General features: G+C 67.4%; 19 protein-coding genes. 15 read left to right on the top strand and 4 right to left on the bottom strand.

The genetic code is table 11. The annotated features are described in order from the left end of the window. The first annotated feature begins 4 nt into the window (after positions 1-4). The 13 genes from lpxD to LIW09_RS04170 all read left to right on the top strand — a co-directional run bounded on the left by lpxD (position 5) and on the right by LIW09_RS04170 (position 14,925). Positions 5-1,024, top strand: a complete 1,020-nt coding sequence (gene lpxD / locus LIW09_RS04230) for a UDP-3-O-(3-hydroxymyristoyl)glucosamine N-acyltransferase (protein WP_256646716.1) — start codon at positions 5-7, stop codon at positions 1,022-1,024. Further along, positions 1,021-1,491, top strand: a complete 471-nt coding sequence (fabZ, locus tag LIW09_RS04225) for a 3-hydroxyacyl-ACP dehydratase FabZ (protein WP_256646715.1) — start codon at positions 1,021-1,023, stop codon at positions 1,489-1,491. Before lpxD ends, fabZ begins: the two co-directional genes overlap by 4 nt. Continuing rightward, positions 1,488-2,279 carry an acyl-ACP--UDP-N-acetylglucosamine O-acyltransferase gene (lpxA, locus tag LIW09_RS04220; protein WP_256646714.1) on the top strand — a complete coding sequence of 264 codons (792 nt, stop codon included), beginning with the start codon at positions 1,488-1,490 and terminating at the stop codon, positions 2,277-2,279. The genes fabZ and lpxA overlap by 4 nt, the downstream gene beginning before the upstream one ends. Positions 2,280-2,397: 118 nt before the next feature. Further along, complete coding sequence (gene lpxB, locus LIW09_RS04215) at positions 2,398-3,528, top strand: lipid-A-disaccharide synthase (RefSeq protein WP_256646713.1); 1,131 nt, start codon at positions 2,398-2,400, stop codon at positions 3,526-3,528. A gap of 5 nt (positions 3,529-3,533) precedes the next feature. After that, on the top strand, positions 3,534-4,148 hold the full coding sequence (locus tag LIW09_RS04210; RefSeq protein ID WP_256646712.1) for a ribonuclease HII: 615 nt from the start codon (positions 3,534-3,536) through the stop codon (positions 4,146-4,148). Between the two features lie 83 nt (positions 4,149-4,231). Beyond that, positions 4,232-7,804 (top strand): DNA polymerase III subunit alpha, encoded by a 3,573-nt coding sequence (dnaE, locus tag LIW09_RS04205; protein WP_256646711.1) that lies wholly within the window; start codon positions 4,232-4,234, stop codon positions 7,802-7,804. Between the two features lie 48 nt (positions 7,805-7,852). Next, complete coding sequence (locus LIW09_RS04200) at positions 7,853-8,812, top strand: acetyl-CoA carboxylase carboxyltransferase subunit alpha (RefSeq protein WP_256646710.1); 960 nt, start codon at positions 7,853-7,855, stop codon at positions 8,810-8,812. 72 nt (positions 8,813-8,884) lie between these two features. After that, positions 8,885-9,181, top strand: coding sequence for a hypothetical protein (locus LIW09_RS04195; RefSeq protein ID WP_256646709.1), 297 nt, complete (start codon positions 8,885-8,887; stop codon positions 9,179-9,181). A 43-nt stretch (positions 9,182-9,224) separates the two neighbouring features. Beyond that, the gene (tilS, locus tag LIW09_RS04190) at positions 9,225-10,538 is read left to right on the top strand and encodes a tRNA lysidine(34) synthetase TilS (RefSeq protein ID WP_256646708.1); all 1,314 of its coding nucleotides are present in this window, start codon (positions 9,225-9,227) and stop codon (positions 10,536-10,538) included. Between the two features lie 10 nt (positions 10,539-10,548). After that, entirely contained in the window at positions 10,549-10,812 is a 264-nt protein-coding gene (locus LIW09_RS04185) for an exodeoxyribonuclease VII small subunit (protein ID WP_256646707.1), read from the top strand. Continuing rightward, entirely contained in the window at positions 10,805-11,719 is a 915-nt protein-coding gene (locus LIW09_RS04180; RefSeq protein ID WP_256646706.1) for a farnesyl diphosphate synthase, read from the top strand. The genes LIW09_RS04185 and LIW09_RS04180 overlap by 8 nt, the downstream gene beginning before the upstream one ends. 12 nt (positions 11,720-11,731) lie before the next feature. Further along, a complete protein-coding gene (locus LIW09_RS04175) occupies positions 11,732-13,600 on the top strand; it encodes a CHASE2 domain-containing protein (protein ID WP_256646705.1) in 1,869 nt (622 codons plus the stop codon). Further along, the gene (locus LIW09_RS04170) at positions 13,597-14,925 is read left to right on the top strand and encodes a M48 family metalloprotease (RefSeq protein WP_256646704.1); all 1,329 of its coding nucleotides are present in this window, start codon (positions 13,597-13,599) and stop codon (positions 14,923-14,925) included. Before LIW09_RS04175 ends, LIW09_RS04170 begins: the two co-directional genes overlap by 4 nt. A 29-nt stretch (positions 14,926-14,954) precedes the next feature. Here the strand turns inward: LIW09_RS04170 and LIW09_RS04165 are convergent, their stop codons facing one another. The 3 genes from LIW09_RS04165 to LIW09_RS04155 form a co-directional block, all read right to left on the bottom strand. Next, positions 14,955-16,607, bottom strand: a complete 1,653-nt coding sequence (locus LIW09_RS04165; RefSeq protein ID WP_256646703.1) for a phosphoethanolamine transferase — start codon at positions 16,605-16,607, stop codon at positions 14,955-14,957. Between the two features lie 93 nt (positions 16,608-16,700). After that, positions 16,701-18,059: a DEAD/DEAH box helicase gene (locus LIW09_RS04160; RefSeq protein WP_256646702.1), complete on the bottom strand. Its 1,359-nt coding sequence runs from the start codon at positions 18,057-18,059 to the stop codon at positions 16,701-16,703. A gap of 266 nt (positions 18,060-18,325) precedes the next feature. Further along, on the bottom strand, positions 18,326-19,699 hold the full coding sequence (locus LIW09_RS04155) for an MBL fold metallo-hydrolase RNA specificity domain-containing protein (protein ID WP_256646701.1): 1,374 nt from the start codon (positions 19,697-19,699) through the stop codon (positions 18,326-18,328). Positions 19,700-19,817: 118 nt separating this feature from the next. On the opposite strand from LIW09_RS04155, the gene LIW09_RS04150 reads away from it, so the two are divergent. Next, a complete protein-coding gene (locus LIW09_RS04150; protein WP_256646700.1) occupies positions 19,818-21,206 on the top strand; it encodes a M16 family metallopeptidase in 1,389 nt (462 codons plus the stop codon). Continuing rightward, positions 21,203-22,615, top strand: a complete 1,413-nt coding sequence (locus tag LIW09_RS04145) for a M16 family metallopeptidase (RefSeq protein WP_256646699.1) — start codon at positions 21,203-21,205, stop codon at positions 22,613-22,615. The genes LIW09_RS04150 and LIW09_RS04145 overlap by 4 nt, the downstream gene beginning before the upstream one ends. Positions 22,616-22,765: 150 nt before the next feature. Here LIW09_RS04145 and LIW09_RS04140 read toward each other — a convergent pair whose 3' ends face one another. Then, entirely contained in the window at positions 22,766-26,317 is a 3,552-nt protein-coding gene (locus LIW09_RS04140) for a bifunctional diguanylate cyclase/phosphodiesterase (RefSeq protein ID WP_256646698.1), read from the bottom strand. Between the last annotated feature and the right edge of the window lie 82 nt (positions 26,318-26,399).

The raw sequence follows: 26,399 nt of genomic DNA, 5'->3' as shown, positions 1-26,399 counted from the left end.
TGGGATGACCGCGTCGTCTTTCATCGCCTCCGATCTGGCCGCGCGCTTCGGGCTGGAATTGCGTGGTGCGGATCGCGCGGTCGATGGCGTCGGCACGCTGGCCGATGCCGGCCCCGGCCAGCTGGGGTTTCTCGCCAATCCGCGCTACCGTGCCCAGCTCGCGCAAACCCGCGCCGGCGTCGTGGTGCTGCGCGGCAGTGATGCCGACGGATGGGCCGGCACCGCGCTGATCGCGCCGGACCCCTACGTTGCCTTCGCGAAAATCGCCGGGCTGTTCGAGCGCAAGCCCGACCATCCGCCCGGCATCCACCCCACGGCGGTGGTGGATGCGGATGCCCGAATCGACGCCAGCGCCAGCATCGGGCCGCACGCCAGCATCGGCGCCCGCAGCCGCGTCGACGCGGGCGCGGTGATCGGGCCAGGCTGCGTGATTGGCGATGACTGCGTGGTCGGCGCAGGCTGCGTGCTGGTGGCGCGGGTCACGCTGGTGACGCGCGTGCGCCTGGGCCAGCGCGTGCTGGTGCATCCCGGCGCGGTACTCGGCGCGGATGGCTTCGGCATCGCCATGGACCACGGCCAATGGGTGAAAGTGCCGCAGCTGGGCGGCGTGGTGGTGGGTGACGACTGCGAGATCGGCGCCAATACCAGCATCGATCGCGGCGCGCTGGACGACACCGTGCTGGAAAACGACGTGCGCCTGGACAACCAGATCCAGATTGGCCACAACGTCCGCATCGGCGCGCATACCGCGATGGCCGGATGCTCGGCGGTGGCCGGCAGCGCGCGCATTGGCCGCCACTGCCTGATCGGCGGCGGTGCCGGCATCCTCGGCCACCTCGAGGTATGCGACCGGGTGGTGATCACCGCGATGTCGCTGGTCACCCACTCGATCCACGCGGCTGGCGAGTATTCTTCCGGAACCCCGCTGATGACCAATCGCGACTGGCGCAAAAGTGCCGCGCGTTTCAAACAACTCGACCGCATTGCCCGGCGCACGCCCGGCAGCGTGAAGGACACTGAATGACCGATGCAGCCCCATCCGTAACCCTGCCCGTCACCAGCACCGAGATCGAGCGCCTGCTGCCGCACCGGTTTCCGTTCCTGCTGGTGGATCGGGTGATCGAGTTCGAAAAAGACAAGCGCGTGCTGGCATACAAGAACGTCAGTTACAACGAGCCATTCTTCACCGGCCACTTCCCCGGCCAGCAGGTCATGCCGGGCGTACTGGTGGTGGAAGCGCTGGCGCAGGCCGGCGGGCTGCTCACCCAGCTTTCCCGCGACCCCGGCGTCAAGGACGGCCAGACCTTCTATCTGGTGAAAGTGGACAACGCGAAATTCAGCCGCATGGTCATCCCCGGCGATCGCCTGGAGTTGGACGTGGAGCTCAAGCGCCGCATCCGCAACATGGCGCAATACGTGGGCATCGCCCGCGTTGACGGCGAGCAGGTCGCCTGCGCCGAAATCCTGTGCGCGGCAGCCACGCGCGAATGAGCAGCAGCACGCCGCTGATCCACCCCAGCGCGGTCATCGACCCAGCCGCACGGCTGGGCGTGGGCGTGCAGGTCGGCGCCTATGCGGTGATCGGCGCGGATGTCGAGATCGGGGATGGCACGCGCATCGGCGCACATTGCGTGGTGGAAGGCCCAACCCGGATCGGCCGCGACAACGTGTTCCATGGCCAGGCTGCGATCGGCACCGACCCGCAGGACAAGAAATACCGCGGCGAACGCGTGTCGCTGGAAATCGGCGATGGCAACTCGATCCGCGAATTCGTCACCATCAATCGCGGGACCGGGGATGGTGGCGGCATGACCCGCATCGGCGACCGCAACTGGATCCTGGCCTACACCCATGTCGCCCACGACTGCATCGTCGGCAGCGACTGCGTGTTCTCCAACAATGCCACCCTGGCCGGCCACGTGACCGTGGGCAACCACGTGATCCTCAGCGGCTTTTCCGGCGTCCACCAGTTTTGCCGGATCGGGGACTACGCGTTCATCGGCATGGGCGCGTTCGTCAACGGCGACGTGCCTCCCTATCTGATGGTGGCGCAGGAAAAATACGCGCGCCCGCGCGGCATCAATGCCGAGGGACTGAAGCGACGCGGCTTCGACGCGGCGCGCGTCGCCGCGATCAAGCGCGCCTACCGCGCGCTGTACATGGGCGAGGCGAAGCTGGACGAGGCCAAGGTCGAGCTGGCCGAGATCGCTGCGGACAGCGACGACGTGCGCGCTTTTCTTGATTTCATCGATGCCGGCGAGCGGCCGTTGCTGCGGTGAGCGTCGTCGGCTTCGTCGCGCCTGCGGCGGGGGCGGACTCCAAGTCGCTCCACGGGATTCGCTTGGTTGGAGTCCGCCCCCGCCGCAGGCGCGAACCGGATTCCTCGCGAAGGGCAGCATGACGGTTCGCATCGCCCTCTGCGCCGGCGAAACCTCCGGCGACCAGCTCGGCGCCGGCCTGATCGAAGCCCTGCGCGCGCGCTTCCCCGATGCGCAGTTCGCCGGGATCGGCGGCGATGCCATGCGTGCGGCGGGCATGGCCACCTGGCACGACGCCAGCGAACTGGCAGTGATGGGCCTGGCCGAAGTGCTGGCGCACCTGCCGCGCTTGCTGAGGCTGCGCAAGCACTTCCGCCAGCGGGTGCTGGATTGGAAGCCCGACGTGTTCATCGGCATCGACGCGCCCGACTTCAATCTCGGCGTCGAGCGCTGGCTGAAGCAGCGCGGCGTGCGCACCGTGCACGATGTCAGCCCCTCGATTTGGGCGTGGCGACAGGGGCGCGCTGCGAAGATCGGCGAGAGCGCCGACCGCGTGCTCTGCCTGTTCCCGATGGAACCACCGATCTACGCCAGGCACGGCGTGGATGCAGCGTTCATCGGCCACCCGCTGGCCGATGCAATTCCGCTGCAACCGGACCGCGCCACCGCGCGCGCCGCGCTCGGCGAACCCGACGACGCACCGATCCTCGCGCTGCTGCCCGGCAGCCGGCTGGGCGAAATCCGCCGCATGCTGCCCGACTTCGCCGACGCCGCGCGCCGCTTGGCGCGCGACGTTGCGGGCTTGCGCGTGCTGGTACCGGCAGCCAATACGCAGTGCCGTGCCGCCATCGACGCCATCCTCGGCGATGCGCCGGCGTTCCGCGTCATCGACGGCCAGGCGCAGCGGATCATGATCGCCAGCGACGCGGTGCTGCTGGCGTCCGGCACCGCTGCACTGGAAGCGATGCTGTGCAAGCGGCCGATGGTGGTGGGCCACCGCATCGCGCCACTGACCTACCGCATCGTCCGGCTGTTCGGCATGCTCAAGTCCGCGCACGTCAGCCTGCCCAACGTGCTCGCAGGCGAGGCTTTGATCCCCGAACTGCTGCAGGACGACTGCACGCCGGAGAACCTGCACGCCGCGCTGCTGCGCTGGTTCCGAGACGGCGAAGCGGTGGCGACCCTGCAGCCGCGCTTCCTTGTCCTCCACGAGACACTGCGCCGCGACGCCTCGCAGCGTGCCGCCGACGCGGTGGCCGGGTTGCTGTGACGCGCATGAACCTGCGCATCGCCGGCATCGACGAAGCGGGCCGCGGACCGCTGGCCGGACCGGTGGTGGTGGCCGCGGTGGTGTTCGCGCCGGGCCGCACGCCGGTCAACGGGCTGGACGATTCGAAGGCCCTGACAGAAAAAAAGCGCGAGCAACTCTACCCGCGCATCCTCGAGCGCGCGCTGGCGTGGAAGATCGTGTTCGTCGAAGCCGACGAGATCGACCGCCGCAACATCTTCCAGGCCACGATGCACGGCATGCGCGAGGCGCTGCTCGGCGTCGCCCACGTGACCGACTGCGCACGCATCGACGGCAACCGCCTGCCGAAAGATCTGCCCTGCCCCGCCGAAGCCTGGGTCGGCGGCGACGCCCGCGACCGCAGCATCATGGCCGCCTCGATCCTCGCCAAGGTGGCGCGCGACGCCCGCATGCAGGCGCTGCATGTGGAATACCCGCAGTACGGATTCGACCGCCACAAGGGCTACCCCAGCCCGCAGCACCTTGACGCGCTGCGCGGCTTCGGCCCTTGCCCGCAGCATCGGCGCAGCTTCGCGCCGGTGCGGAATGCGCTGGAAACGCCAACACAGGGCGATTTGCTCGCCATCCCGGGCTCCGCTTGAGCCTGCTGCCCGCGCGGCGCTGTCAAGTCCTTGTCGCAACCCCCTCGCCGGCCTACCCTGCCCGTTCAACACGCGACCCAGCGATGCCCGCACGTTTCGTTCATCTGCATTTGCACACCGAGTTCTCGCTCGCGGATTCCACCATCCGCGTGCCCGAGAAGCCCGACTACGCGCGTCCGGAAAAGGCCGGCGACCGGCCGAACCTGCTCAGCCGCGCGGTGGAACTGGGGCTGCCGGCGCTGGCGGTCACCGACCGCAACAACCTGTTCGCGCTGGTGAAGTTCTACAAGGCGGCGGAAAGCGTGGGCATCAAGCCCATCGCCGGCGCCGACCTGATGATCGCGGACGGCGGCGACGCGCCGTCGATGCTCACCCTGCTGTGCCGCAACCAGGACGGCTACCTGAGCCTGTCGCGCCTGCTCAGCCGCGCGTGGCTGGAAGGCCAGCGCGGCGACTGCGTGGCCATCGACCCGGAATGGCTGCGCGACGACCACGCCGGCCTGTGCGCCATCGCCGGCCGCGCGAGCCTGGCCGGGCGGCTGGCCACCGCCAATCGCCACGACCTGGCGGAAGCGCAGCTGGCCGAATGGCGGCGGGTGTTCGGCGACGACCTGCACCTGGAACTCACCCGCACCGGCCGCGACGGCGAGGAAGCATTCAACCAGTTCGCCCTGCATGCGTCCGCCAAACTGGGCCTGCCGGTGGTCGCCAGCAACGACGTGCGCTTCCTCGACGCCGCCGGCTTCGACGCGCACGAAGCGCGCGTCTGCATCTCCAGCGGCCGCGTGCTCGACGACCCGCGCCGCCCGCGCGACTACAGCGCGCAGCAGTACCTGCGTTCGACCGAAGAGATGGTCGCCCTGTTCGCCGACGTGCCCGACGCGCTGGACAACACCGTCGCGCTGGCACAGCGCTGCAACCTGCAATTGAAGCTGGGCACGTATTTCCTGCCCGCCTATCCGGTGCCGTCCGACGAGACGCTGGACAGCTGGATCCGCAGCGAATCGCGGCGCGGGCTGGAAGCGCGATTGCAGAAGAACCCGCTGGCGCCGGGCAAGACCCGCGAGGACTACGACGCGCGGCTGGAATTCGAGCTGGACACCATCTGCAAGATGGGTTTCCCCGGCTACTTCCTGATCGTGGCCGACTTCATCCAGTGGGGGAAGAACCAGGGCATCCCGATCGGCCCCGGTCGCGGCTCCGGCGCCGGTTCGCTGGTGGCGTGGGCGCTGCAGATCACCGACCTGGACCCGCTGCCGTACAACCTGCTGTTCGAGCGCTTCCTCAACCCGGAACGCGTGTCGATGCCCGACTTCGACATCGATTTCTGCATGGACCGGCGCGACGAAGTCATCGACTACGTCGCCCGCAAGTACGGCCGCGACCGCGTCAGCCAGATCATCACCTACGGCACCATGGCCGCGAAGGCGGTGCTGCGCGACACCGGCCGCGTGCTCGGCTTCGGCTACGGCATGGTGGACGGCATCGCCAAGCTGATCCCCAACATCCTCGGCATTTCGCTGAAGGACGCGATGGGCCAGGGCAAGGGCGGGATGGACGGCGAAATGGCCTCGCCCGAACTGATCCAGCGCTACGAGAGCGAAGACGACGTCCGCGACCTGATCGACCTCGCACTGCAGCTGGAAGACCTGACCCGCAACGCGGGCAAGCACGCCGGCGGCGTGGTGATCGCCCCGACCCCGCTGTCGGACTTCTGCCCGCTGTACGCCGAACACGACCATGGCACGCTGGGCAAGAACCCGGTGACGCAGTTCGACAAGGACGACGTGGAAGCGGTCGGCCTGGTGAAGTTCGACTTCCTGGGCCTGCGCACGCTGACCATCATCGACTGGGCGGTGAAGGCGATCAACGCGCGGCGCGCGCGCGAAGGCGCCGAACCAGTGGACATCGCCACCATCCCGCTCGACGACGCCAGCGTCTACCGCGACGTGTTCGCCAACGGCAACACCGGGTCGGTGTTCCAGTTCGAATCCGCCGGCATGCGGCGCGCACTGAAGGACGCGAAACCCGACCGCTTCGAGGACCTGATCGCGCTGAACGCGCTGTACCGCCCCGGCCCGATGGAGATGATCCCGTCGTTCGTGGCGCGCAAGCACGGCACCGAGACGTTCGAGTACCCCGACCCGCGCACCCGGGCCATGCTGCAGGAGACCTACGGCATCATGGTCTACCAGGAGCAGGTCATGCAGATGGCGCAGATCGTCGGCGGCTACTCGCTGGGCGGCGCCGACCTGCTCCGCCGCGCGATGGGCAAGAAGGTGCCGGCCGAGATGGCCAAGCACCGCGAGATCTTCCGCGAGGGCGCGGCCAAGGGCGACGTCAGCGCGGCCAAGGCCGACGAAATCTTCGACCTGATGGAGAAGTTCGCCGGCTACGGCTTCAACAAGTCGCACGCCGCCGCGTACTCGCTGGTCGCCTACCAGACCGCGTGGCTGAAGCAGCACTACCCGGCCGAGTTCATGGCCGCCACCCTGTCCAGCGACATGGACAAGACCGACAAGGTGGTGACCTTCCTCGATGAAGCGCGCGGCCTCGGCCTGACCGTGCTGCCACCCGACGTGAACGCGTCCAGCTACATGTTCGAGGCGACCGCGCCGGACATCCTCCGCTATGGCCTCGGCGCGGTGAAGGGCGTGGGCCAGGGCGTGTGCGAGGCGATTGCGGCAGCGCGCGCAAACGACGGCGGCTTCCGCGATCTGCTGGATTTCTGCCAGCGCGTCTCCGCCGGCGGGCTCAACAAACGCACGCTGGAAGCGTTGATCCACGCCGGCGCGATGGACACACTCGCCGTCAACCGGGCCTCGCTGATGCTGCAGCTGCCTGAGGCGATGAAGGCCACCGACCAGATGGCCAGGAACCGCGAGGCCGGCATGTTCGACATGTTCGGCGGCGGCAACGCCGACATCCGGATCGATCTGCCTGAAACCACCGAGTGGCCGCTCGCGCAAAAGCTGCAGGGCGAACGCGAGACGCTGGGGCATTACCTCAGCGGCCACCCGATGGATCCCTACCGGGATGACGTGCAAAAGCTGGTGGGCCACGACCTGTCGGCGCTGGACGCCCTGTGGGAGCGCGGCGCGCAGCCCAATCGCCCGCAGCAGGAAGGCCGCAGCTGGCGGCCGCTGGTGCAGACGGTGGTTGCAGGCCAGGTGATCGGCATGCGCAAGCGCGGCGAAACCCAGGCCTTCGTGCAACTGGAAGATGGCCGTGGGCGAATCGAGTGCGGCTTTTTCGGCGATGCCTGGCAGGAGTTCGCGCCGCTGCTGACCCGTGACCGCATCCTGGTGGTCGAAGGCGGGCTGCGCGAAGACGAATTCAACGGCGGCTTCTCGCTGCGCGCCAGCCGCTGCTGGGACTTCGCGCAACTCTGCAACCAGCAGGCACAGCGGGTATCGATTCGCATCGACCTGCGCGTGCCGGAGGCGCTGCAGCGCTTCGAGCAGGTGCTCAAGCAGCATGCCGGTCCCACCCCCGTGCTGCTGGAGGTCACCACCCCCGCCGGCGTGGGCCGCCTGACGCTCAACGGCGGGCGCGGCCTGCAGATGGACGCCCATTTGGCCGGCCTGTTGCGCAGCTTGCCCGGCATCGACACGGTCAGCGTGCAGCTGGCCCGGCCATGGGTGGCAGCCAGCTGAGCTCCCTGCGATTCGGTACGGCGGGCCAGCTGGGCTAAACTTGCAAGAATGAACCCGAATTACCTCGACTTCGAGCAGCCCATCGCCGACCTGGAAACCAAGATCCAGGAGCTGCGACAGGCCAGCAATGGCCCGGCGGTCAACATCGACACCGAAGTGCACGCGCTGCAGGACAAGCTGCGCAAACGCACCGCGACGATTTTCCGCGACCTGACCCCGTGGCAGGTCTCGCAGTTGTCACGTCACCCATCGCGCCCCTACACGCTGGATTACCTGCGGGTGATCTGCGACGAATTCCAGGAGCTGGCCGGCGACCGCGCCTTCGCCGACGACAATGCGATTGTCGGCGGCCTGGCCCGCATCGATGGGCGCAGCGTGGTCGTGATCGGCCACGAGAAAGGCCGCGACAGCAAGGCCAAGGTGCGCCGCAACTTCGGCATGCCCAAGCCCGAGGGCTACCGCAAGGCGCTGCGCCTGATGCACCTGGCCGAACGTTTCGGCCTGCCGGTGCTGACCTTCATCGACACCATGGGCGCCTGGCCCGGCATCGATGCCGAGGAACGCGGCCAGTCCGAAGCGATCGCCCGCAACCTGCTGGAAATGGCCGAACTGCGCGTGCCGATCATCTGCACGGTGATTGGCGAGGGTGGCAGCGGCGGCGCGCTGGCGATCGGCGTCGGCGACATCACCAACATGCTCGAATACAGCACCTATTCGGTGATCACCCCGGAAGGCTGCGCCTCGATCCTGTGGCGCGATGCGGCCAAGGCCAAGGACGCCGCCGAGCAGATGGGCATCACCGCCAAGCGACTGAAGGGCCTGGGCCTGATCGACAAGATCGTGCGCGAGCCCACCGGCGGCGCGCACCGCAACCCGGTGCAGATGGCCAAGCGGCTGAAGGCCGTCCTGCTGAACGAGCTGGCCACACTGGACGCCATTCCGCTGGAAGACCTGCTGGAACGCCGTTATCGCCGCCTGCGCGGCTACGGAGCCTACGAGGCCAATTGAGGCCGCGCGCCCATCGCTTCTGATCCACTATGCTTGCCGCACCGGCAATCGGCCGGCATGGGGAGACTTTGCGTGATCATCAAACATATCGACGTCCTGTCCGCTGCCAAGATCATGGGCATCATCGCAGCGGCCTTCGGATTGCTGGTCGGCCTGATTTTCTTTGCATTCGGCAGCCTGTTCGGGGCGCTGCTGGGCTCGCTGAGCGGCCATGAAGGAGGCGGCATGGCGATGGCGGGCGGCTTCATGGGCATCATCCTGATGCCGATTTTCTACGGCATCTTCGGCTTCATCGGGGGCTTGATCCAGGCGTTTGTTTACAACATCGCGGCAGGGTTTGTCGGCGGCATCCGCGTCGATACCGAGTAGTGCCCTCGCTCCGCGCGTCGCCACGACGCGCGGAGCTCCCCGCATGACCAGCACATCCGCCCCACTCCAGCTGCCCGCGTGCCTGCCGGGGGCGGCGCAAACCGGCCACCCGGTCCTGGTCGGCTTCAGCGGCGGCCTGGATTCCACGGTCCTGCTGCACCTGCTGGCGACGGACGCCGCCACGCGCCGCGCAGGGTTGCGCGCCATCCATGTCCACCATGGCCTGCAGGCGGGGGCTGATGCCTGGGCCCTCCACTGCCAGCGCAGCTGCGAGGCACTCGACGTTCCATTGGAAGTGGTGCGTGTCGCAGTGAATCGCAGCAGCGGGCTTGGCCTTGAAGGCGCCGCCCGCAACGCGCGCTACGCCGCCTTTTCCGAAGCGCTGCGCGACGGCGACATTCTCGCCCTTGCCCATCATCGGGACGACCAGGCCGAAACTTTCCTGCTGCGCGCCTTGCGCGGTTCCGGCAGCGACGGGTTGGCAGCGATGCAGGCCTGCCGACGCTTTGCCCATGGCTGGCTGTGGCGCCCACTGCTGGGCATCGCCCGCGACGATTTGCGTGCCCACGCGCTGCAGCATCAGCTGGCGTGGATCGAAGACCCCGGCAACGCCGCGACGGATGCCGACCGCACTTTCCTGCGCAATGCCGTACTGCCGCTGCTGCGCCAGCGCTGGCCACATGCCTCTACCGCACTCGCGCGGAGCGCGGCGCTGTGCGCGCAGTCCACCGATCTGTTGCAGCAAGGCGACGATGTTGCGCTGGACAGCCTGCAGCTGGATGCCCGCACGCTTCGCATCGAACCGCTACTGGCGCTGCCGGCCGCGCGGCGCGCGCGGGTGCTGCGCCGCTGGATCGAACGGCTTGGGCTGCCGCCGCTCCCGGGCAGCAGCGTGGCGCGCATCGAGCGCGACCTGCTGGCCGCGCGCAGCGATGCGCAGCCGGCCATTGCATGGGCCGGCGCACGCATGCAGCGTTGGCGCAACCTGCTGCATGCAGGCATGCCGCGTGCGCCGCTTCCCGCCGACTGGTCGCAGTGCTGGGATGGCAGCAGCGCGCTCACCCTGCCCACCGAAGACACCTTGCAACTGCTGGGCGCAGGCGGTTTCGACGCCCCGCTGCGCGTGCATGCGCGGCGCGGCGGCGAACGCATCACCCTGCCGGGGCGCGCGCATTCGCACGCGCTCAAGCATGTGCTGCAAGACAGCGGCATGCCACCGTGGCAGCGCGAACGTCTGCCGCTGCTGTCGGCGGCCGATGGCCAATTGCTGGCCGCCGGCGCAACGATCGTGTCGGCACGCATGGCGGCCTGGCTGGAGCAGCACGATGCCCGCCTGCGTTGGCTGGCGGTGACGTAAACTCCCGCACATGGCCCGCAAATCCACACCCGCATCCGTCCCCTCCCCCGTCGCCGATTTCGAACACTCGATGCAGGCGCTGGAAGACCTGGTCGGCAAGATGGAAGCCGGCGAGCTGTCCCTGGAAGACTCGCTGGCCGCCTACGAGCACGGCGTCGGCCTGTACCGGCGCTGCCAAAGCGCGCTGGAGCAGGCCGAACTGCGCGTGCGCCTGCTCAGCGACCCGGCCAGGCCCGGCATCGCCCGCGATTTCGACGCCGGCGACGATGACTGACGCCACGTTCGCGCGCTGGACGACGCGCGTGGAAGCCGCGCTGGACAAGGCTCTGCCCAGCCCCGATGACTCGCCGCGGCGCCTGCACGGCGCAATGCGCCACGGCGTATTGAACGGCGGCAAGCGCATGCGTCCGCTGCTGGTGTATGCCACCGGCACCGCCCTGGGCGTGGCCGACGCCGAACTGGATGCCGCCGCTGCCGCAGTCGAGCTGATGCATTGCTATTCGCTGGTCCACGATGACCTGCCGGCGATGGATGACGACGTCCTGCGTCGCGGCCAGCCGACGGTACACGTTGCCTACGACGAAGCCACTGCAATCCTGGCCGGCGATGCGCTGCAGTCCTTGGCGTTTGAAGCGCTGGCCGCCGCCCCGCAGCCGGCCGAGCGCCGCATCGGCATGCTGGCCGAGCTGGCCCGCGCTGCCGGCGTGGCCGGCATGTGCGGTGGACAGGCGCTGGATATCGACGCCACCGGCGGGACATGCGGTCCGGATGGCTGGTCGCATGCGAAAGACCACGCTGACCCTTTGCTTCATCTCGAACGCCTGCATGCGCTGAAAACCGGCGCCCTGCTGCGCTGCGCGGTGCGGTTGGGCGCGATTGCCGGCGGCGCGGATGCCGCCAGCCACGCTGCACTGGATCGCTACGCCGATGCACTGGGCCTGGCATTCCAGATCAAGGACGACCTGCTGGACATCGAAGGCGATGCCGCGACGCTCGGCAAGACTGCCGGCAAGGACGTCGCGCAACACAAGGCCACCTTCCCGGCGCTGCTGGGCGCGGATGCCAGCCGCCAGCGGCTGGCCGAATTGTCGGCAACGATGCAGGCTGCACTGCAGGAACTGCGCGCCGACTCGCGGGCGCTGACGGCGCTGGCTTGCAGGGTCGTGGAACGCACGCACTGAGGAACCACCCGCATGACGCGCCAGCGATTGAAGGTATTGCAGGCTCGCATCGATGCCGCCATGGCCACGCTGGCGGTCTGGTTCATGGATCTGTGGACCGTGGTCGAACGCGGCTACCGGCGGCCGTTGACCTGGCTGGCGCTGCGCCTGAAATTCGCCTTCTTCCCCCTGCTGGCCTGCGTCGCACTGGCCGGGCTGGCCTGGGACTGGAGCCACGACCGCAATCTTGATTCTGCCGAAGACAGCATCTTCGACACGATCATCCAGTGGCGCCCGCTGGAGCCCAGGCCCTCCGGCCACACCGTGGTGGTGGAGATCGACGACTGCTCGATCGAATGGACGCGCGCGCAGGGGATCGGCGGCTGGCCGTGGCCGCGACAGGTACACGCGGACCTGCTGGACGCGCTCGACCGCGCCGGCGTGCGCGCGGTCGGCATGGACGTGATGTTCCTGGATCCCCACAAGGGCGATGCCGACGGCGATGCCATGCTGGATGCCATCGCTGCCGGCGGGGCGGGGCGTTTCGTGTTCGCCAGTTCGCGGCAGAACCCGGCCTTCGACGCCGCATCATCGCTGCATGCCGCGCAAGTGCCGGGCGCGTTTGCGCTGGCCCCGGGCGCCCGTCCACCGGGGCCAACGGTTGCCGTGTACCTGCCGTTCGGCGCAGCCATGGCGCAACACTCCGCGCTGGCCAACGTCAGCCGTGGCGAGGACGGCGTGCTGCGCGACGTGCCCCTGCGCGAAGAGGTTGGCGACTGGGGGCTTCCCACCCTGCCCGCGCGGCTGGCCATGCAGCTGAAAGGAGTGAAGGCAGCGTCGCTGCCCGCGCGAATCCGGGTGAACTGGCGCCGCAACAGCCAGCTGCCCTACGTCAGCGCGGCCGACCTGCTGGCCGGCAAGCCCGTGTGTGAACCGCCAGGCAGCCGGCTTCCCGTGCTGCGCGGCGCAGTGGCGCTGGTCGGCTACACCGCCGCCGGCATCAGCGACAGCAAGCCAACCCCGGTTGCCGCCGCCATGCCCGGGGTGGAAGTCTGGGCCGAGGCCACCGATGCCCTGCTGCATGACGGCGCCATCTGGATGCCCCCTGCCTCGCTCAAATACCTGTTGGCCGCCTTGCTGGTCATGCTCACGGCCTACGCATTCTGGCGCGGCGAGCCGCATGAGGACGTGGACGGCGTGTTCGTCGCCACCAATGCCGTGCTGCTGGGCGGCGCGGTGCTGGGCCTGACCTTCTTCGGCGTGTTCCTGGACATCTTTGCCTGTGTCGGCTTCGTCAGCCTGTGCTTCGGGCTGTGCCGGATGTATGCCGGTGTGCAGCGCGGGCGGGCGATCGGCAACAACGACTATCGCGAGGAATACAGCCCGCACCGGCACCCGTGGCTGGCCATGGCGCGCCTGCGCTATGTCAGACATGACGGCCTGCCGTCGTTCGAATCGGTGCGCGGCAAGCGCGAATACCGGCGCCTGCTGCGCCGCCAGCTGTACGCCGGGGGCGAGGCAGTGATGATCGAGGGCATCGTCGAGCGCAAGAGCTGGCTGCACGAAATCCTCGACGATTTGATGGTGCTGATCTGGGCCGGGCGCGAGCGCGCCAAGGTGCTGGGCACCAGCAAGCGCGAACTGGATCGGCTGTACCACGACCTGAACCGTGGCGACCTGCCGCTGGACGCACATGGCCGGGTGATGGTGTGTATTTCCGTTGCCCAGATCGACGACCATGACGACAGCACCAGCCGCGGTGAACGGATGCGCCTGCGCGAGTTGCTGGGGCAGGATCTCAATGCATCGGAAGAGTTCCGGCTCAGCGCGGACAACCGCTATATCCTTGATCCATCGCATACGCTTGACTTCGGCGACGCTCCAGAAAAGGACATCCCATGACGCAAACGACGTTGCGGCTCATCCTTGCCGCCCTGCTGATTCCCGCCTGCGGGCTGCTGGGCGCCGCCATCTCCAGCACGCCGGCGACGGTGGCCAAGCCGACGGTCAGCGTGCATGCCAAGCCCGATTTCGCATCCGCATCGGTCGCCACGCTTGCGCAGAACGCCAGCGTCAGCCTGACCGGACAGCAAGGGCTGTGGTTCAAGCTGGCGCTGCCCGGCGGCAAAACCGGCTATGTGCGGGTGAATGAAGTGCGGGTGGCCTACGGCAGCACGGAAACCGGCGGCATCGGCAAGGCCTTGTTCACCGGCAAGGCCGGCAAGGGCCGCGTCAGCGAGACCGCCAGCGTGCGCGGCATCGACGAAAGTTCGCTCAAGGCCGCCACCTTCAACCCGGTGCAGCTGCAACGGATGGAGTCGTACCGCGCCACGCCCGCGCAGGCTGAACAAGCCGCCGCCAAGCGCCACTGGGTTGCCACGCAGGTGCCATATCCGGCCGAGTTCCAGCCGGGCAAGGACAAGAGCACGGGCACGCAGGCGGAAAAACGCCAGCGCTTCGCCTTCGCGCGCGACCTTCTGGCGCGGGTCAACCCGTCACTTGCCAGCACGGCCGAGCCCGGCGAGAAACTGATCGGCAAATCCGAGCAGGAAATCAACGAGGAAGAGCTGCAGCTTGGCCCGCTGATTGCCGGCCGCATCCTGGGCGCCGCCCCGCTGGTGGCGGATCCGGTCATGCAGAATCGAGTCAATCTGGTGGGGCGCTGGCTGGCCTCGCGCACCAGCCGTCCCGACCTGCCGTGGACGTTCGGGGTCATCGACGACAGCGAGATCAATGCCTTCGCCGCACCCGGCGGCTACATCCTGGTGACCCGCGGCCTGTACCAGCTGCTGGACGGCGATGCCGAGTTGGCCGGCGTGCTGGGCCATGAAATCAGCCATGTGGTGCAGCGCGACCATTACGAGGTAGTGCGCAAACAGGAACTGCAGGGCGTGGGGCGCAACGTGCTGGCCAGCCGGGTCAAGACCGGCGGCGGCGTGGCCGGCAGCCTGGCGCGCGACTACATTGAAAAGAACGGCGCGGCGATCATGCTGACCCAGCTGGATCGCAACGCCGAATATCGCGCCGACCATGCGGCTGGCATCTACCTGGCGCGGGCTGGCGGCAACCCGCTGGCGTATTACGCCGTGCTGCAGAAGATGGCCGCGCTGGGTTCGGCTTCACCGCGGCTGACCTCCCTGTACAAGACGCATCCACCACTGGACAAGCGGCTGGACGCACTGGACAAGCAGGACAACGCGGCGCTTGCGGCCTACCTGGATCGTTGACCGCACGCCGTGGACAGGGGGCGCGTCGCTCAGCGCGCCCTGCAACCCGCCAACAGGTCGTGGTCGCGCCGATAGACGCCGGTCTGGACATCGAACACGCCCAGCACGGTGGAAAACAGGTTGTCGTGGCTGGCCGGCTTGCGCACGGCATCGCGCATGCAGGCCATGTCGATGCGGTCATCGGCAACGAAGCCCGGCGACATCCACAGCACCATCGGCACGTGCAACTGCTGCCGGGGCGCAATGGCGTACGGTGCGCCGTGCAGGAACAGCCCGTATTCGCCCAGCGATTCGCCGTGGTCGGACACGTACAGCATGGCGGCGTCGCGCCCCTGCTGCCCGGCCAGCAAATCCACCAGCCGCGCCAGCACGGTATCGGAATACAGGATCGCGTTGTCGTAGGCGTTGACGATTTCCTGCTGCGCGCAGCGGCTCAGTTCAGGGGTCGCGCACACCGGTGTCCAGCGGGCAAATGCAGGTGGGTAGCGCTCGAAGTAATTCGGCCCATGGTTGCCCAGCATGTGCAGCACGATCAGCGCATCGCCCGGCTGGGCGTCGATCCGCGCCTGCAATCCGGCCAGCAGGATTTCGTCGAAGCAGCGCCCGGCAGCGCACAGGCCCGGCGCGGCGTCGGGGCCCATCGTTTCCGACTGCACGCGCGCGCAGGTACCCTTGCAACCGGACTGGTTATCGCGCCAGAGAACGCCAACGCCGGCGCGCGCGGCCACGTCGAGCAGGGATTCGTGGCTGCGGATGGCGTCGCGATCGTAGTGTTCGCGCCCGGAGACGGAAAACATGCACGGCAGCGACACCTCGGTGCTGGTGCCGCAGGCACTTACATCGGGGAAATTGAGCACGCCGCGCGTGGCCAGTTCCGGCGTGGTCTGGCGGGCATAGCCATTCAGCCCCCAGTGGTCGCCGCGCACGGTTTCGCCGACGACCAGCACCAGCAGGCGCGGCTTGCGGGTCAGCGCCTCGGGTGGGCGTCGGGCATCGGTTCCCACCTTCTGGACCGGCCCGCTGCCGCCTTTTTTGGACGGCTTGAGCACGTTCACCAGCGACACCATGTAATTGCCCGGGGTGATCTTGTAGCGCAGCACCTTGTCGCTGCGCATCAGCGCGAACACGCCCTGCGAGGACGCCCCCACCGCCCCGCCAGCCAACACCAGCATCGCCAGCAGGAAGCCGCAGCGCAGCAGCAACGCGCGCTTCCGGCTGCGTGTCAGCGGCCGGCTCAGCAGCACCAGCACGGCCGGCAACACCCCCAGCAGCAGCACATGCAGCAGCATTCCGAAGGTGATCAGCTCGCGGCTCTCGGCAACATCGGTGTGCAGCACGTTGCGGATCATTTCCGCATCGAACACCACCGCGTAGCGGGTCATGTACCAGTGCGCCAGCGCCGTCACCACCAGCAACAGGGCCAGCAGTGGCCGCGCCAGCCGGCCCCAGCACAGCAGCCCCAACAACAGGGAATGCAGCGCGAACACCGCCACACCCAGTGACAGCAGGACCCGCAGGGAACTGGTGCCGGTGCGAACCGCATCCCATAGCGGGCCGTTGCAGGCCAGCAGGAAATACGCGCTGACCAGCACGATCAGCGCCTCGGTGGACAGCTGTGGCCGCCACCAGCGGGACGCAATACCCTGCCGGCTGGCTGCGGGGCCACGCAAGAAGTTCAGCATGGGATGCCTGCTCACGAAATGAAGGGCCGATGATGGGCCGCGACACTACCACCAATGCCTGCCCGTGCAGGCATCGGTGCTTGCAGCGATGGGTCAGCGCACGTCGCGGCGACCGCCCTGGACGCCAGCGCCCTGGCCGCCCTGGCCAGCGCCACGACGACCATCGCGCTGGCCTTCGCGCACCGGCTTTTGACCGGTATGCGCATGCGCGCGGGCTTCGGGCTTCTGCGGCTTGCCATGCGCGCGGCGATTGTTGCGCGGGGCGGCGCGCGGACCGCGCGGGGCATTGAAGGGAGCCACGTCGGTGCGGATGGCGCGGCTTGGCTCGTAGCCGGCCACGGTCTCCATCACGATGTCGCGCCCCAGCAGCTTCTGGATCTGCCGCAGCAGGTGCGCCTCGTCCTGCGACACCAGCGACAGCGCTTCGCCGCTGGCGCCATTGCGACCGGTACGGCCGATGCGATGGATGTAGTCCTCGGCCACCATCGGCAGATCATGGTTGATCACCAGCGGCAGGTCGTGGATGTCGAGGCCGCGCGCGGCCACGTCGGTGGCCACCAGGATGCGCGCCTTGCCCGACTTGAACTCGTTCAGCGCCTTCTGCCGCGCAGCCTGGCTCTTGTTGCCGTGAATCGCGGTAGCCGGCAGGCCGGCTTCGCACAGCTGTTCGGCCAGGCGGTTGCAACCGTGCTTGGTCTTGCCGAAGACCAGCACCTGCTCGGAATGACGGCGGCTGAGGATCTCGACCAGCAGCGCACGCTTCTTCGCGCCATCCACCGGATGCGCGCGATGTTCGATGGTCTGCGCGATGGTGTTCTGCGCCGCCACCTGGACTTCCTGCGGATTGTTCAGGAACTCCATGGCCAGCGCCTTGATGCGCGGCTCGAAGGTGGCCGAGAACAACAGCGACTGGCGCTGCTTGGGCAGGCGGTTGAGGATGCGCTTGATCGCCGGCAGGAAGCCCATGTCGAGCATGCGGTCGGCCTCGTCCAGCACCAGCACCTCCACCGCATCCAGCTTGACGCTGCCACGATCGAGGTGGTCGATCAGGCGCCCGGGGCAAGCCACCAGCACGTCCACGCCACGGCGCAGCTGATCGATCTGCGGCTGCATGCCAACGCCGCCAAACAGCGTGGTCACGTTGAGTTTCAGGTGGCGACCATAGGTCTTGAAGCTGTCGGCCACCTGCACCGCCAGCTCGCGGGTTGGCACCAGCACCAGCGCACGCGGCTTGCGCGGACCGGCGGGTGGCGTGGTCTTGGACAGCCGGTTCAACACCGGCAGCGCGAACGCCGCGGTCTTGCCGGTACCGGTCTGGGCGCCACCCAGCACGTCACGCCCGTCCATCACCAGCGGAATCGCCTGGGCCTGGATGGGGGTCGGGATGGTGTATTCATTCTCGGCAAGCGCGCGCAGCAGAGCAGGCGCAAGGCCCAGGGTTTCAAACGACATGGGAAAACTCCGAAGTACTTTCCGTGCAAACACGGACAAACCCGGGCGTTCCTGTTGAAACCGCGCCGCGAGTCACGATGGCACGACACCGGACATCCGGGCCGTGTCTGCGCGACGAAAGGCGTACGGGAAAAAGGCCGCAAAGCGGCGGGCTCGATCAGGAAAAACGCACCCTTCACATATCGGGAAGGGCGATCAGCCGTGCGCAGAATCCGGTCATGATACGCGAAGTTACGCCTGCCCGTGGATTGCCCCGGCGTCAGCCTTCAGACTTCGATCAGCATTCCGGGCCGCGCCAGCGTGGCCTGCACGCCGTGGCGTTCGCTGATCTCGCCCGCCAGCGCTTCCCGCGCCAGATCCTCGCCATGCACCAGCACCAGCGGTGGCGAGGGTGAAAAGCCGGCGTACCAGTCCAGCAATCCCTGCTGGTCGGCGTGCGCGGACAAGCCGCCCACCGTGTGCCGGTGCGCGTTGACCCGCACGTCATGGCCGTGAATGCGCACCCAGCGCGCGCCATCGACCAGGCGCCGACCCAGCGTGCCTTCGGCCTGGTAGCCCACGAACACGATCCGGGTCTGCCGCTTGGGCAGGCATTGGCGCATGTGGTGCAGGATGCGGCCGCCACTTGCCATGCCATTGCCCGCAATGACGATTGCACCACCGTGGATGCGGTTGATCGACATCGACTCCTCGGCGGATTCGGTGACCCGCAGATTGGGCAGCCGGAACGGGTTTGGCGTGCCGTGCCAGACCGCGCGCGCCTCGGCATCGAACAGCGCATGGTGGCGGTCATACACCTGGACCACCTTCGAGGCCATCGGACTGTCCAGGAAAATGCGCCAGCGCGACATGTCCCAGTCGTTCCACTGCCGGGCGAACCAGTACAGCAGCTCCTGCGTGCGCCCCACCGCGAACGCGGGGATCAGCACGTTGCCGCCGTCGCGCCACGCCGCATCCAGGATCTCGCCCAGCTCCTGGATGGTGTCGCTGCGCTCGCGGTGGTTGCGGTTGCCGTACGTGGATTCCATCAGCAGCAGGTCGGCGTGGTGAACCGACACGGGATCGCGCAGGATGGGCGTGCCCTTCATGCCGAGGTCGCCGGAAAACACCAGCGTCTTGCCTTCCGCGCGCAGCTCGACGATCGCCGACCCCAGGATATGGCCGGCATCGCGGAAGTTGATCTCCGCGCCGGGAAACACCTGCGTGTGCGCGTCGTACTCCAGCGGGCGCAACTGGGTGAGCGCTTCGCGCACGTCGTCGCGGGTGTACAACGGCATCGCCCTGGGCTGCCCGGGCCGGCGCTTGCGGTTGCTGCGTTCGGCCTCGTTTTCCTGCAGCGACGCCGAATCCATCAGCATGATCGGCAGCAAATCGGCGGTGGCGCGCTGGGTGTAAATCGGCCCGCGGAAGCCGGCCATGACCAGCCTTGGAACCCGGCCGACGTGGTCGATGTGGCCATGGCTGAGCACCAAGGCATCGATGCTGGCGGCATCGAATGGAAATGCCGCGAAATTGCGCGCCTCGGCCTCCGGGCTGCCCTGGATCAGGCCGCAGTCCAGAAGTATGCGTTTGCCGGCCGCTTCGACCAGATGCATCGAACCGGTGACTTCGCCGGCAGCCCCATGGAAATTCACCTGCATGCGTGTGCACCTTCGCCTTGTTTGACTGCAGGGTAACCCAGCACCCCCGACTTCCGGCAGGTAGCGATATGCGCGCCGCTGCGGCAAGGTATGCAGGTTCCACTACCGGAAAACCCCGATGCGATTGCTTCCCCTGGCCTGCGCCTTCGCGCTGGGCACTGCGGCGTTTGCCGCCCATGCCGCCACCCCGGCGCCTTCCATCAGCGCCAGCGTGCCCGGCAGCGGCGCCATCGTCAGCAAGACGCTGGCCAATGGCCTGACCATCATCGTGTGGCCAGACCACGATATCCCCAGTGCCAACTACTACACCTTCTACAAGGTCGGCAGCCGCAACGAGCACGCCGGCATCACCGGGCTGGCGCATTTCTTCGAACACATGATGTTCAACGGCACCACCCGCCGGAAGCCGGGCGAGTTCGACCGCACCATGGAAGCCGCCGGCGGCAGCAACAACGCCAGCACCAGCAATGACCTGACCATCTACACCGACTGGTTCCCGTCCAGCGCGCTGGAGACGATCTTCGACCTCGAAGGCGACCGCATGGCCAACCTGGCCTTCGACCCGAAGGTGGTGGAAAGCGAGCGCGGCGTGGTGTACAGCGAGCGCCGTTCCAGCGTCGACAACGACAGCATGGGCACGCTGATGGAACAGATGCAGGCCACGGCGTGGCTGGCACACCCCTACCAGATTCCGACCATCGGCTGGCCCAGCGACATCGAGCACTGGAAGAGCGACGACCTCAGGCAGTTCTTCAAGACCTATTACGCACCCAACAATGCGGTGCTGGTGGTGGCGGGCGACGTCGATCCGGCGCAGGTGTTCCAGCTTGCCGACACGTACCTGGCCACGCTGCCGCGCCAGCCGGAACCGACCCCGATCACGACGGTTGAACCCGAACAGCTGGGCGAGCGCCGCATCGTGGTGGAGCGCGCGGACGCGCAGTCGCCCATCGTCGCCTACGCCTTCCACAGCGGCATCGGCGCGGGCAGCAAGGACTATCCGACGCTGGAGCTGTTGACCACGATCCTCGCCCAGGGCCAATCGTCACGCCTGCACCAGCGCCTGGTGGAGAAAGAGCAGGCGGCGGTGGATGCCGGCGCGTTTGCCGAAGCCGGCTTCGACCCCGGCCTGCTGTGGGTTTATGCGGCGCTGCCGCCGGGTGGTGACACCGGCAAGGTCGAAGCGCTGCTGGACGATGAGCTGGCGAAGATCGCGCGAACCGGCGTGAGCGCCGCCGAACTGGACAAGGCACGCAACCTGAAGCTGTCGGAATTCTGGCGCGAGATGGCCACCATCAATGGCAAGGCCAGTGCGCTGGGCAGTTACCAGGTATTCAACGGCGACTACCGCAAGGCATTTGCCGCGCCCGCCGCGTTCGAGGCAGTCACCGCTGCCCGGATTCAGGCACTGGCCGCCAAGGTATTGCGCGTGCAGAACCGCACCACCGGCCTGCTCAAGCCCACCGCAGCCGCCGAGACCACCATCACCAAGGAGGGCGCACGATGAGCCGCCTGCGTTTCGTGTTTGCGGCACTGGTCGCCTTCGCCCTGGGCACCGCCACGGCTGCCTCGCCTTCCAGCCAGAGCATCAGGCTGCCCGATTTCCAGACGGTGCAGCTCGACAACGGCGTCACCCTGCTGCTGGCCCCGCGCAAGGACGTACCGATGGTGGCGGCGACCGTGCTTGTGCGCGGCGGCTCACTGGCTGATCCGGCCGGCAAGGAAGGCACCGCCGACCTGCTGGCGGAACTGCTGTCCAAGGGCGCGGGCGATCGCGACGCGCTGGCGTTTGCGCAGACCGTGGATGGCGCGGGCGGCAGCCTCGGCTTCGGCAGCTCGTCGGAAGCCATCACCGCCAATGCACAGTTCCTGTCCAGGGACAGCGGGCTGATGTTGTCGCTGCTGGCCGACGCACTGCTGCGTCCGAAGATGGACGCCGCCGAGTTCGACAAACTGCGCAAGCACGCCATCGACGGTATCGCCGCCGCCAAGGATGGCGACCCGCGCCGGTTGATCGGCACCTACTCCGACGCCTGGCTGTTTCGCGGCCATCCCTATGGCCGCCCCGACAGTGGCGACGAAACCAGCCTGGCCACCATCACCCTGGGGGATCTGCAAGCCTTCCGCCAGCAGCAGATGGGCGGTGACCGCCTGATCATTTCGATTGCCGGCGACTTCGACCCGGCCAGCGTGACGGCACAGGTGCGCAAGGACTTCGGCGGCTGGGGCAAGGCCAGCGGCGCGCTGCCGCAGGTTTCCGCCAAGGCCAGGGAGAGCGGCCGCCGCGTGCTGCTGGTGGACAAGCCCGGCGCCACCCAGACCTACTTCGCGCTGGCCAACATCGGCAGCCAGCACGGCGACCCGGCCCGCGCCGCGCAGGATCTGGTGCAAACCGCCTTCGGCGGGCGCTTCACCTCGATGCTCAATACCGAACTGCGGGTGAAATCGGGGCTGACCTACGGCGCGCGCTCGTCCATCGCCCGCCTGCGCCAGCCAGGCGACGCCAGCATCACCAGCTTCACCAAGACGGAATCCACCAAGGCCGCCATCGACCTGGCGATTGCCACCCTGGATCGCCTGCACCAGGCGGGGCTGGACAACACCACCCTGCAATCGGCGAAGCACTACATCGCCGGGCAGTTCCCCCCCAGCCTGGAAACTGCGCCGCAGCTGGCTGGCGCCATCGCCTGGCTGGCCCTGTACGGCGATTGCCGCGACTACATCGACGGTTACCTGGGCCAGGTCGCCGCTGCCACGCCAGAGCAGGTTGCCGCCGCGCGCACGGTGTTCCCCGACAGCCGCGATCTGGTGCTGGTGGCCATTGGCGATGCCGCCAAGATCCGCGGCGTGATGCGCGGCTACGGGCCGCTGACCGAGATGAAAATCACCGACCCGCGCTTCAGCCCGACGCCCTGACGCCCTGACGGCCGCCGCACGCTGCCTGCGTGCCACCGGCATGCCACCTGCATCACCCCATTCAGTGGTGATGCCCGCGGTGAGGCCGGTGGTGCTGGCCGGGGCAGCCCGCGCCGGAAACGCCATCGTGGCCGTTGTCCCTGCGCGGGCTTACTCGGGATCGCGCGCTGCCCTCTTGCGCGACACCCGTGGCTTGCCGGCGGGTGCTTGCGCCGTGCCGCCCCGTGCAGGCGCGGTGGTCATTGTCCGGGCATCGGATTCCAGCAACGCACCGGCTTGTTGCAGCGTCAACGGGCGGTGCAACAGGTAGCCCTGCAGGCTGTCGCAGCCCAGGCGCAACAGCAGCGACCGCTGGATTTCGGTTTCAACGCCTTCTGCAACCACCTTCATGCCGAAGTTGCGCGCCAGCGCGATGATGGTGCGGATGATGGGCGCCTCGCTGTTGCCCTGCCCGTCCACGGCGTCGATCTGGCGCACGAACGACTGATCGATCTTGAGCGTGGAGACCGGCAGCTTGTGCAGGTAGCTCAGCGACGAGTAACCGGTGCCGAAATCGTCGATGGCGACGCCAACGCCCAGCTTGCGAAGCTCGAACAGATTGGCCGACGTCTCGGAAATGCTCTGCAGCAGCAGGCTTTCGGTGATTTCCAGTTCCAGCGCCGCAGGCGCCAGACCGGTGTCGTGCAAGGCCCTGCGCACGGTCTCCACCCAGTCGGCGCGCTTGAACTGAACCGCCGAGACGTTCACCGACATGCGCAAGTTCGCGGCATGGCCAAGCTTCCGCCACGCCGCAATTTGCGCGCACGCCTCGCGCAACGCCCATTCCCCCATCGGGATGATGAGGCCGCTCTCTTCGGCCAACGGGATGAAGCGGGCGGGCGATACCATGCCCAGCGTTGGGTGCTCCCACCGCATCAGCGCCTCGAACCCCTGCAGCTCGCCATGCGCGCCGCATTGGGGCTGGTAATGCAGGCTGAGCTGGCCCAGCTCCAGCGCGCGGCGGAGCTGGTTCTCCATGCCCATGCGCTCCTTCGCCAAAGCGGTCATCTCCAATGCAAACCATTGGAAATTGTCGCGGCCCTTTTCCTTGGCGCGGTACATGGCCGCATCGGCATTGGCCATCAGGATTTCGCCGGTTTCGCCGTCGTCCGGATAAATGCTGATGCCCACCGAGACGCTGACGAACAATTCATTGCCCTCCACCTGGAACGGCACGCGCAGCGCGTCAATGAGCTTGGTGGCAACCCGCATCGCGTCCTGCGCGTCGTGCAGCTCCGTCACCACCACCACGAACTCGTCGCCGCCCAGGCGGGCCAACGTATCGCTCTTGCGAACGCATGCCGCCAGCCGCCCGGCCGCCTGGCGCAGCAATGCATCACCCGACGAGTGCCCGAGGGTGTCGTTGATCTGCTTGAAGCGATCCAGATCCATGTACAGCACGGCCACCTGCTGCTGGTTGCGCTGGGCCATCGCCAACGCCTGCTGCAGCCGATCCTGGAACAGCAGCCGGTTGGGCAATCCGGTCAATGCGTCATGCTGGGCCTGGTGGGACAGCTGTTCGGTGAGCAGGCGGTGTTCGATGGCCACGGCCGCGAGCCTGGACGTCGTCCGCATGAACTGCAGGTCGCGCGGGCTGGGGCGGCACGGGTGGTCATGGTAGATCGCGAACGACCCCAGCACCCCCGCATCGCTGGACGAAATCGGCATCGACCAGCACGCACGCAGCCCATGTGGCAAGGCCAGGTGCCGGTAATCGTCCCACAGCGGATCGCTGGCGATATCGTCGCTGATCACCACTTCATTCAAGTAACACGCGGTGCCGCAGGCGCCCGCCGCCGCCCCGATGGCGCCGCCATCCAAGGCTGCGGAATAGGATTCCGGCAGGCTGGGGGCCGCCCCCGTGCGCAACCGGTCACCCTCGAGCAACATGATCGCGCTGCGGGCCCCGGGCATCTGCGCTTCGATCATGCTGGTGATGTGCGTCAGGATCACGGGCATCGGCTGGTTCTGGGCAACAAGCTCCAGGATCACGCTGCGATCATGTTCCAGCCTGGCCTCCATCTTGCGCTGCGTGATGTCGAGGCAGGCCCCGTACATGTTGACCGCGCGACCCTGTTCGTCAACGACGACCTCGCTCTGGTCGAACAGGGTACGAACCTCGCCGCCGGGACGGATGATCCGCAGCTCGTGGTTGATCGCGGCCTTTTCCGCCAGTGCATGGGCAACGGTGGATTGCACCGCATCGCGATCATCGGGATGCACGCGACTGATCCAATCCTCGACGCTGGCCACGTGGCGCCCGGGCTCGACCCCGTAGATTCGGCAGAGCTCATCGGACCAGACCAGCGCATTGGTGAACAGGTCCCAGTTCCAACTCCCCAGATGGCCAAGGCGTTGCGCCTCCTCCAAACGCGACTCGCTCTCGAGCAATGCATCCTTTGCCTGCTTGCGCTCGATCGCGACCGCCACCTGACCCGACACGAATTCGAGCAAGGCCTTGTGCTTCTGGGTATAGCGGATCCCGCCGCTGTAGCTTTGCACCACCAGCGCGCCGATGGTGCGCGACTGCGATTTGAGCGGCACGCCCAGCCAGTCCCGCGATTCCGTTCCGCTGATCGAGCGCTCTTCATAGATGCCTGTCCGCGGCGTCTCCCGGGTGAACAGCAGCGCCTCCCCCAGCCGGATGACCCGGCCGGAAAGCGTGCCGCCATCGAGCTTTTCCGCTTCCGTCGGGGCTGGGTCGTACTCATCCACGAAGTAGGGGAAGGTCAACTCATCCTTGCGCTCATCGTAGAGCGCAACGAAGAAATTCCGCGCCGGCAGCAGTTCGCCGATGATCTGGTGGATCCGCAGGAAAAGATCGTGAAGGGTGTCGGCGGAATGGGCGGATTCGGAAATCTGGTGCAACGCGGCCTGAGTCTTCTCCGCCCGCCTGTCATCGGTGCTGTCGCGGGCCGTGGAGATGATGACGTCCTGGCCGAAGTAATGCCCCTTGCTGCAGACGACATCCTTCGGGAAAACATCGCCATTCCTCCGCAGCCCCCAAAAACCAAAGCGCTCGGGGTTTCCGGTCCGGAACACCCGGCCGATGATCTCCCCTACCTCCGCCAGATCATTCATTCCCGGCGCGGACACGAACTCCGGCGTGCGCCCTTTGAATTCCTCTCGCGGGTAGCCATACATTCTCGCCGCGCCTTCGTTCACTTCGAGGAACACGCCCTCCCGCGATTGGACATAAATCGCTTCTTCCACCGAATTGAACAGGCCGATGTAACTTCGCTCGCTTTCGCGCAACAGCTCCTCGGATCGCTTGAGATCGGTGATGTCGCGGCAGGTGGCGACAAGCAGTCCGCGCCCCTCCACCGCCACCGGCGCCAGCACCACATCCACCGGGAACGCTTGCCGGTGCGGGCTGCAATGCAGCCACTCGAAGCGATGGCTGCCCGCACGCAGGGCAGTTGCGATCATTTCATTGGCCTTGTCGAGCGAAGGCCGGCCATCCGCCTGTGTTGGCGGCGAGAGATCGGCCGGGTGCAGCGAAAGAATCTCGTGCTTGTCCCTGCAGCGCAGCATGTCCACCGCAGCCTGGTTGCAATCCACAACCTGGTGCGTCTTGACGTCGAGCAGCAGCAACGCGTCGGCCACGCACTCGAACAGCAAGCGGAAGTAGCCCTCAGTATCGCGTGCTGCATCCTCTGCCATGCCGCTCCCGCCCTCGAGCAATGGATCACCAAGACCACTGGCACCCGAATGTACTTGAATCGGCGTGCAGATGCCCTGCCGC

It is taken from the genome of Thermomonas paludicola (genome assembly GCF_024498955.1).
In the GTDB taxonomy this organism is placed as follows: Bacteria; Pseudomonadota; Gammaproteobacteria; order Xanthomonadales; family Xanthomonadaceae; genus Thermomonas; species Thermomonas paludicola.
Note: the sequence above shows the minus strand (reverse complement) of the source record. Positions and strands in the feature narration are given on the sequence as shown.